The 7,972-nt window shown below is 72.1% G+C and carries 9 protein-coding genes, 3 tRNA genes and 1 pseudogene; 2 read left to right on the forward strand and 11 right to left on the reverse strand.

The genetic code is table 11. The features are described 5' to 3' along the window. Positions 1 to 47 precede the first annotated feature (47 nt). The 3 genes from AB0J68_RS21810 to AB0J68_RS21820 all read right to left on the reverse strand — a co-directional run bounded on the left by AB0J68_RS21810 (position 48) and on the right by AB0J68_RS21820 (position 1,926). Entirely contained in the window at positions 48 to 353 is a 306-nt protein-coding gene (locus AB0J68_RS21810) for a flavin reductase (RefSeq protein WP_363940241.1), read from the reverse strand. A gap of 437 nt (positions 354 to 790) precedes the next feature. Next, positions 791 to 1,030, reverse strand: coding sequence for a DUF397 domain-containing protein (locus AB0J68_RS21815; protein ID WP_363940243.1), 240 nt, complete (start codon positions 1,028 to 1,030; stop codon positions 791 to 793). An 8-nt stretch (positions 1,031 to 1,038) separates the two neighbouring features. After that, complete coding sequence (locus AB0J68_RS21820; RefSeq protein ID WP_363940245.1) at positions 1,039 to 1,926, reverse strand: helix-turn-helix transcriptional regulator; 888 nt, start codon at positions 1,924 to 1,926, stop codon at positions 1,039 to 1,041. 274 nt (positions 1,927 to 2,200) lie between these two features. Between AB0J68_RS21820 and AB0J68_RS21825 the strand changes: the two genes are divergently transcribed. Together AB0J68_RS21825 and AB0J68_RS21830 are read left to right on the forward strand one after the other, a co-directional pair. Further along, the gene (locus tag AB0J68_RS21825; protein ID WP_363940247.1) at positions 2,201 to 2,578 is read left to right on the forward strand and encodes a winged helix-turn-helix domain-containing protein; all 378 of its coding nucleotides are present in this window, start codon (positions 2,201 to 2,203) and stop codon (positions 2,576 to 2,578) included. 366 nt (positions 2,579 to 2,944) lie between these two features. After that, complete coding sequence (locus AB0J68_RS21830) at positions 2,945 to 3,241, forward strand: hypothetical protein (RefSeq protein WP_363940249.1); 297 nt, start codon at positions 2,945 to 2,947, stop codon at positions 3,239 to 3,241. A gap of 101 nt (positions 3,242 to 3,342) precedes the next feature. Here the strand turns inward: AB0J68_RS21830 and AB0J68_RS21835 are convergent. The 8 genes and pseudogenes from AB0J68_RS21835 to AB0J68_RS21870 all read right to left on the reverse strand — a co-directional run. Next, a tRNA-Phe gene (locus AB0J68_RS21835) sits at positions 3,343 to 3,416 on the reverse strand. Between the two features lie 99 nt (positions 3,417 to 3,515). Further along, positions 3,516 to 3,589, reverse strand: a tRNA-Asp gene (locus tag AB0J68_RS21840). 31 nt (positions 3,590 to 3,620) lie between these two features. After that, a tRNA-Glu gene (locus AB0J68_RS21845) sits at positions 3,621 to 3,693 on the reverse strand. Positions 3,694 to 3,847: 154 nt separating this feature from the next. Next, positions 3,848 to 4,651, reverse strand: coding sequence for a polysaccharide deacetylase family protein (locus tag AB0J68_RS21850; protein ID WP_363940251.1), 804 nt, complete (start codon positions 4,649 to 4,651; stop codon positions 3,848 to 3,850). A gap of 74 nt (positions 4,652 to 4,725) precedes the next feature. Continuing rightward, positions 4,726 to 5,670, reverse strand: a complete 945-nt coding sequence (locus AB0J68_RS21855; RefSeq protein WP_354853906.1) for a MerR family transcriptional regulator — start codon at positions 5,668 to 5,670, stop codon at positions 4,726 to 4,728. Continuing rightward, the gene (gene idi, locus AB0J68_RS21860; RefSeq protein ID WP_354853524.1) at positions 5,660 to 6,280 is read right to left on the reverse strand and encodes an isopentenyl-diphosphate Delta-isomerase; all 621 of its coding nucleotides are present in this window, start codon (positions 6,278 to 6,280) and stop codon (positions 5,660 to 5,662) included. The genes AB0J68_RS21855 and idi overlap by 11 nt, the downstream gene beginning before the upstream one ends. Continuing rightward, the gene (crtI, locus tag AB0J68_RS21865) at positions 6,277 to 7,758 is read right to left on the reverse strand and encodes a phytoene desaturase family protein (RefSeq protein WP_355064662.1); all 1,482 of its coding nucleotides are present in this window, start codon (positions 7,756 to 7,758) and stop codon (positions 6,277 to 6,279) included. Before crtI ends, idi begins: the two co-directional genes overlap by 4 nt. Positions 7,759 to 7,786: 28 nt before the next feature. Further along, positions 7,787 to 7,972 (reverse strand): annotated as a pseudogene (locus AB0J68_RS21870) (polyprenyl synthetase family protein); the annotation flags it as partial.

The following is a 7,972-nucleotide window of genomic DNA, read 5'->3' on the forward strand; positions in this document are numbered from 1 at the left end:
ACCGGACTCGCCCGAGGTAGTCCGGGACGACCTGCTCCGGCTGATCTTCACCTGCGCCGGATGGCAGCAGGTAACCGCTCGTGCAGCTCGGCTGAGGGCGTCTGCGGCATCTCCGGCAGGGCCACGTACAGCAGCGACGCCAGGTACATCGACAAGGAGATCCGGTTGTCGCCGTACGCCTCGGCGAGGCGCATCCGCGCCGGGTCGCACGGCCACTCCTGCTCGCACGTCAGGCAGGTCCACTCCGGCCGCCGGGGCAGGTGCTCGCCCTCCAGGCGGTCGGTGAGCGCCCGAACGGACCGCTCGCCCAGCTCGACGCGCACCGCCCGGATGGTGGTGGGCTCCTCGCCCATCACCGCATGTCTCCGCAGATGCGAGCCGTCTGCCCCGCGGGCGGCGCGGAAATGACGGTCGGGATGGGGACGGGTTGTGCGGGTTGCGCGGGCCGGCGGCGCCGGCGGAACGGGAGCCTCATCGCGGTGCCCTCTCGCCTCAGGGACCGAGGCGGCCGGCCCCGTCCGGCACGGCCGCCCCTGCCCTTCCAGGTAGGCAGCGGCGACGGTGGTCGCACACATCGCGTCGGGTTCGGATGGTCACCGCCGCCGCTGCCCCGAGCCCGGTGCTCGCGGACGGGGGGACCGTCGCTCACGCCGTGCCCGTAACCGCTGCGAATGATTCGCCTCGGCATTTGTCACCCTGGCATCGTTCGCCCAAGGTCACAAGGGCAACACGGGCAGCAACATAGAAGGGGGCCGACACCAACCGGTGCCGGCCCCCTCGTCAAGCAGGATCAGATGTGGTCGAACGCCCCCGATCGAGCACCGGCCAGGAAGGCGTCCCACGACGCCCTCGGGACCACCTGGATCGGGGCGTCCGGGCCGTCCTCGCTCTCGGCCAGGGCCACGTCGCCGGAGCCGTCCGTGGCGGTCGAGACGTACAGGCACCCCTCGTTGCCACCGGACTCCGGCGACTTCATCCACTCGGTGAATCGGGGGTCGGTCGTGTTGCGGAACTGCTGCGGGTCGGACATGGGTCTCCTCAGATCGTGGCGGCCAGCTCGGCCGCCGCCTGGCGGATGTACACCGCGCTGTCCGCGTCAGACAGTGCGGCCTCGCGCAGCCGCTGGTGCAGCTGCGCATACCCCGACACCTCCACCGGGTCGGTGATCAGCAGCGCCTTGGTGACGTTGTCGACCACCACGATCGGCGGGTCGTCCATGTCGGGGTAGGTCACATGGGCGTGCGGCGCCCGCGGCGCGAACCCGTCACCGGGTTGCGCGTCGACCGGCACGATCCGCACGCTCACCCCGTCGCCCTCCATCAAGGCCAGGAGGTGACGAAGCTGCTCCAGCATCACCTCCGCGGGTACCGGCCGCCGGCGGATCGCTTGCTCTTCGAGGACGAGCTGGTACTGGGCCAGGCCGCCGCCGACCGTCTGGCGTTGCCGCTCCAGGCGTCCTCGCACGATCGGTTCCGGGTCGGTGACAGGAGCGTCGCCGGTCACCGCCAGCACCCGGTGCCGGGCGTACGCGGCGGTCTGCACGATGCCGGGAAGCAGCAGCCCGGCGTACTCCCGGATTGTGCTCGCGCCTGCCTCGACGAGCGCGTAGGTGCGTTGCCCGTCGCCCATCCGCGTGTACGCCGCGGCGTCCCACCATCGACTGCTGGCGGCGTCCTCGGCCAGGCTCTCGATGGCAGTCCACTCCCGGCTGCCACGGGGCACGTCGAGGGCGTCGAGCAGCAGCCGTACGGAGAGGAGGCCGGGTTTGCGGCCCGGGTCGCCGAGCGGGTTCTCCGTGCGCGAGATGACGGACGCGCTGATGCCGGCCTTGCGGCCAAGCTCGGCGTGGCTGTAGCCGCGTTGCGTGCGCAGCGCGAGCAACGCGGCGCCGAGCCTACGAGTCCTGGCCAGCGGGTTGGGGGTCACCCTGCCTGCCCTCCTTGCCGAATCGAATGATGCCGTTGGGCACGGCATCGAGCGTACTCATCGTGCACGCTGCCGCGTAGTGACCGGCGTCGGTGCGTCCCGATACGCTGGGGCTTGCCCCTCGACGCGGGTCGGGCGCGGCGGGGGGTCCGGTACGCGTCACCGGGCCCCCCGCCACGTGCCGGGGATCCCCGGGCCCCCGGATCCCCGGGTCCTTTGTGGTCGCGGGCTCCGTACCGTGCGCAGGGTGATCGATCCTCAGTCGGAGCGTGCTGTGTATCAGCAGGTCGCTGACGCGTTGCGTGCGTCGATCACATCGGGTGCCATCGCTCCGGGCCAGCTGCTGCCGTCGAGCAGAGTGCTGGAGCAGACCTACGGGGTGAGCCGGGAGACGGTCCGCCGGACCCTCGCCGTCCTGCGGGCCGAGGGCCTGGTGGTGACGGAGCCGAGTCTGGGGACTCGGGTGCGGGCGCCGGAGCAGCGTCGGCAGGTCGCGGTGCAACGCGGCGCGACCGTGATCAGCCGGCCAGCCACGGCGGCGGAACGGCGAGAGCACGGCATGACGGTGGGGGAGCACGTCCAGGTCATCTCGCTCGGTGGTCGAGTTGTCGGGGTGCATCCGGCGGACCGGGTTGAGCTGACGATCCGCTAGATCGTCGATCTTGCGAATCGGTCGGTAGCGAATCGTGCTCGCATGGGTGATCTGTCCTGCCGGTGAGTCAAGGGGCAATTTGCAGATGACGCCATGTCGGTAGCCCTAAGGCATAGATAACGGTGCAAAACCTCACTAGGTCGACGTAAATCAATCTCACACAGTGGTGCGCGAACTGCCCGTCTGCGTCACGATGGCTCCCTGCCGGTAATCCCACCCATGGGACCGGCGACCAGCCACCGGGGGGAGGCGGCTTGCGCGTATGTGCCGGTCATCGTGTTCGCGTCGCACCTCGCCCGCCGCCGGCCGGAGGCTCCCCCCCTCCCTCCCCCCTCCCCAGCACATCGGCAACGAGGAGCTGACCCCATGCACCACCACCGCAAGATGCTGATCGCCGGACGTGTCGTCGCGGCCGCCTCCCTGGCCCTGTTCGGTTACCTGGCCGCCGTCGCCTTCGGCACCGAGCATCCGCCGATCACCGCCCGGTTCGTTTTCTTGGCGACGGTGGCTCTGCTGCTCGGCGCGACGGCCATCCGGCTGCTCGGCGACGCGAGCGCCGTGGATCGGATCGAGCGGCGCACGAGCGGCCACGTCGAGGGTGTGCGGGAGACGGTCGACAGGCTCGCGGCGGCCCTGCCGAAAGGGCAGAGCGGGCAGCGGTAGGGGGCAAGCTGTCCCCACGGTGTCCCCACACGCAGAGAAACGCCCCACCGGAGTAAACCTCGGTGGGGCGTTTCCCCTGGATAGCCCGGCGAAAGGCTATGTGGCCAGGGGCGGGGTCGAACCGCCGACCTTCCGATTTTCAGTCGGACGCTCGTACCAACTGAGCTACCTGGCCGTGTTGCTCGGCTCATGCTACCCGCCAACCGGATGAACCGCTGGCAGGGTCACCTGCTCCGATACGCAGAACGCCGCGCGAGGCGCGGCGTCAGCGCTGCGGTCCTGACGGGACTTGAACCCGCGACCTCCGCCTTGACAGGGCGGCGAGCACTCCAACTGCTCCACAGGACCTAGCTTGTGTTGCTCCGGCTTGCGCCGGTCGTGCCCCCAACGGGATTCGAACCCGTGCTACCGCCTTGAAAGGGCGGCGTCCTGGGCCGCTAGACGATGAGGGCGGCCCCGCCATCATTGCACATTCGCAACTTCAAGCGGACTTGCTCCCATCCGGCCCCGCCGGAGGCTTGGAAAGCATACGTGATGCCTGGCTGGTCGACAAAACCGGTATCGCTGGAGCCGTTGTGCACCGCATAACCGCAGGTCAGAGCCAATCTAGTGGAGGCGGGTGATGCCGAAGCGGTGCTTCAGGTCGGCGATCAGGTGCGGGCAGGCAGCGAGCGTCGCGGCCCGGTTTCCGCCCCCGTCGTGCAGCAGCACGATGGAACCGGGACGTGCCGCGTTGTGGACCCGCTTGGCGATCGTGGCGGCGGTCGGCTTGTCCCAGTCCTGCGGGTCGACGGCCCAGTGCAGCGGGCGCATGCCGAGCTCTTTCGCCACGGCCAGAACCTCAGGTGTCCACCGACCACCGGGTTGCCGGTAGAAGGACACCGGTGTGCCCGGGGAGGCTGCCTGGATGGCCTTGTTGGTGCGGACCAGGTCGGCCCTGATCTCTGCCACCGGTCGGCGGGCGAGGTCGAGGTCGTGCCGCCAACTGTGGTTGCAGAGCTGATGCCCCTCCCGGACGATCCGCCGGATCAGCTCCGGGTGCCGCTGGGCTTCGAGGCCGACGACGCAGAAGGTGGCCGTCACGTGGGCCGACCGCAGTTGGTCGAGCACCTTCGGGGTCCAGGCCGGGCTGGGCCCGTCGTCGAAGGTCAACGCCACGGGGCGTACGCCGGTGGTGCGCCGCAGCCCGGCCGGGAGCTTCGCCGGCAGCGGTCGCAGGGGCGGCTTCGGTGGTTTGGTGTGGGTGGGGCTCGGCGACGGGGTGGGCGTCGGTGTGGGCGGGGCAGTCGGGGTGGTCGACTCGACGGGCTGCGACCCGCCGGCGGCGTGGACGGTGCTGTCTGGCTGAGCGCAACCGGACAAGACCAGCACCACGGCGAGGACGGACGCCAGGGCGGCGCGGGCTTGCATCTGTTCGCTCCCGGGGGTCGGGGCAGGCGGACGCCCCGACGGTAGTGGAAGCGAGTGGGGGACCGACAGTCCGGTCACGCCTCCCGCGACTGGTCCAGCGAGTCACGGACCGCCATCGCGAGCGAGACCGCCTCGGCCAGGTCGACGGGCCGGACCACCCCGGCGGGCAGCGTGTCGGCCCGCCAGCCGGGGCCGGCGGCGAGGATCAGCAGCGGGCGGCGGGGCGCCGCGAGCAGCGCGCTGAGCTGGGCCGGGTCGGCCGTGGCCCGGGTGTGTGACCAGAGCACCACGGCGGCCGGGCCGGTGCGGTTGACCGCCTCGACGAGGGCGGCCACCGGCACCCGGGCACCCAGCATCCGGTAGCTCACCCCGGCCTCGGCGAGCGCGGCGGCCAACGCTTCCAGGGGGAGGGTGTGCTGTTCCTCGTCGGCGCAGGAGAGCAGGATCCGGGCGGGGCCGCTGGGCGCGTTGGCCTGGCTGGCTGCCGCGAATGCCTCCGACACGCACCGGGAGACCAGGTGTTCGACCTCGATCAGGCCGGAGGTGGCGGCGTGCCGGTCACCGATGCCGGCGAGCACGGGGCGCAGCAGGGTCTCCCAGGTGGCGACGACGCCGCTGGCGGCGATCGTGTGCGCGATGGTCTCGTTGATCGCCGCGGCGTCCAGGCGCATGGCGGCGCGGGCCAGGCCCCGGGCGGCCGGGCCGGCGCGGCCCACCGGGATGGCGCCGCCACCGTCGCGGCCGGGCGGGCGGATCCGGCTGCGGGTGACGGTGTCCACGGACGTCCGGTCGGGTGCCTGCCGCGCCCACCGGGCCGCCTCGGCCGGGCTCACGCCCTCGGCGGTCAACCGCCGCATGGTTTCGAGGCGGGCCAGATCGGCGGGGGTGTACCGACGGTGGTGGCCGGGCACGTGCTCGCTGGGCCCGAGCCCGTAGCGCTGGTGCCAGGTGCGCAGCGTGGTGACCGCGACCCCCAGCCGGCGCGCGACGGCGCCCGCGCTCAGCGCCTCATCGGCCACCCGACCGCTCCGCCGCGTCATCCGCCGACGATCCGGCCGGGGTCGTGGGCGAGCCGGGGGCGCCCGACGGAGCACCCGAGGGGCGCAGCAGTCGGTTCACCACCCCGCCCAGCCAGGGTGCGTACGACCGGGGGTCGCGGTCGAGTTCGGCCTCCAGGGCGGCCGGGTCGGCCCAGCGCAGCTCGGCCACCTCGTCCGGGTCGGGTCGCAGCGGGGCGGCGGGCAGGAACTCGCCGCGCAGCACGTGGTCGTACTCGAATTCGACGCGACCGGAGGTCGGGTCCTCGGCGTAGTAGACGTAGACGCCCACCTCGGTCAGCTCGACCGGGCCGGTGCCCAGCTCCTCCTTCAGCCGCCGGTTGGCCGCCTCGGTCAGCGATTCGCCGGGGCGCGGATGGCCGCAGCAGGAGTTGGCCCAGCGCAGCGGGAAGCGGGTCTTGACCGCGGCCCGTCGTTGCAGCAGCACCTGGCCGTCCGGGTCGATCAGCAGCACCGAGAAGGCCCGGTGCAGTTGCCCCGGCGGCTGGTGGGCGGCGGCGACTGTGGTGTCGCCGCAGGGCTGCCCGCGGTCGTCGACCAGTTCGACGAGGTGGTCCTCGCGGCTCGTCATCGGCCTTCTCCGGTGATCCGGCCGGCGGCCAGCTTGCCGGAGATCAGCACCATTGGTACGCCCACACCGGGCTGGGTGCCGGAGCCGACGAAGACCACGTTCGACAGGTCGCGGTGCAGGTTCGACGGGCGGAACGGCCCGGTCTGGAAGAGGGTGTGCGCGGCGGCGAACGGGGTGCCGGCGGCCATCCCCTGCTCCGCCCACTCGGCGGGGGTGATCGCCTGCAACACCTCGACCCCGGCGCCGAAGCCGACGTACCCGCGCTCCTCCAGCGTGCTGATCAGCTGGTCGCCGTAGCGCCTGGTCAGGTCGCCGCGCCACTCGAAGGGCGCCCGGTCGAGGTTGGGCACCGGCGCGAGCACGTAGTAGGTGTGTCGGTCCGGTGGGGCCACCGACGGGTCGGTCCGGCTGGGGTTGGTCACCAGCAGCGACGGGTCGGTCATCAGCTCGCCCCTGCGGATGACCTCATCGAAGGTGCCCTTCCACGCGCGTCCGAAATGGATGTTGTGGTGGGCGATCTTCGCATATCCCTGTCGCGAGCCGACGTGCAGGACGACGCAGGAGGGTGAGTAGGTGAGGCGTCGCGCGGGCGCGGCGGGGAGCAGGTCCCGGTAGGCGACAGGCAGGTCCGGGTTGAGCACCACGACGTCCGCCGGCACGAGCTCGCCGTCGGCGGTGAGCACGCCGGTGGCCCGGCCGTTCGCGGTCTGAACCTGGGTCACCGTCGTGTCGTACCGGATCTGCACGCCGTGCTTCTCGGCCGCGCCGGCCATCGCCCGGGAGACCGCGTGGATTCCCCCGCGGGGGAAGTAGACACCGGCCACCGAGTCGAGGTACGCGATGACCGCGTAGATGGCCAGCGCGTCATGCGGGGCGAGCCCGGCGTACATCGCCTGGAAGGAGAAGATCCGCTGGGTACGCGGGTCCCGGAAGAACTGGTTGATCTTTGTCTGGAGGCGGCGGAAGGCCCCGCCGGTGAGCAGCTTGAGCAGGTTGCCGGTGATGAGGTCGGTGGGCGCGTCCAGGTTGCGCTCGATGAAGTCGGCCCGCTCCAGCCGCCACAGCTCCCGGGCGTAGTCGACGAAGCGCAGGTAGCCGTCGGCCTCCCGGGGCCCGCAGACCCGGGAGATCTCGGCCGCCATCCGGGTGGTGTCGGTGAGCACGTCGAGGGTGGAGCCGTCCGGGTAGTACGCCCGGTAGGCCGGGTCGAGCGGGGTCAGGTCGAGCCAGTCGTGCAGCTCCTCGCCGACCGCCCCGAGCGCCTCGGCGATGAGGTCGGGCATGGTGAGCACGGTCGGGCCGGTGTCGAACTCGTACCCACTCACGGAGAGTCGGCCCGCGCGCCCGCCGGGGACCGGCTCGCGCTCCAGCACCGTCACCTGTCGGCCGCTGCCGGCCAGGTGCAGCGCGCAGGCGAGCCCACCCAGCCCGGCGCCGACGACCACCACCCGGTCCGTCCGTCCCGTCACCGTCCGCACGTGACCACCTCCTCGTGAGAATCGCTCATCAGGCCCGCCGGCTGGTGGCGGCGGCGGCCAACCCGGTCAGCGCGGTACGCGCCGTCCGGTCCACGGGCGCGCTGTCGAGCGCGGCCAGGGCGTCGCCCACCCGCTCGGCGATCATCCGCTCCACCCGGGCCACCGCGCCGGTCTCGGCGACCAGGTCGGCGGGCCGGGGGGCCGGCGCGCCCGC

It is taken from the genome of Micromonospora sp. NPDC049580 (assembly GCF_040675595.1).
In the GTDB taxonomy this organism is placed as follows: domain Bacteria; phylum Actinomycetota; class Actinomycetes; order Mycobacteriales; family Micromonosporaceae; genus Micromonospora.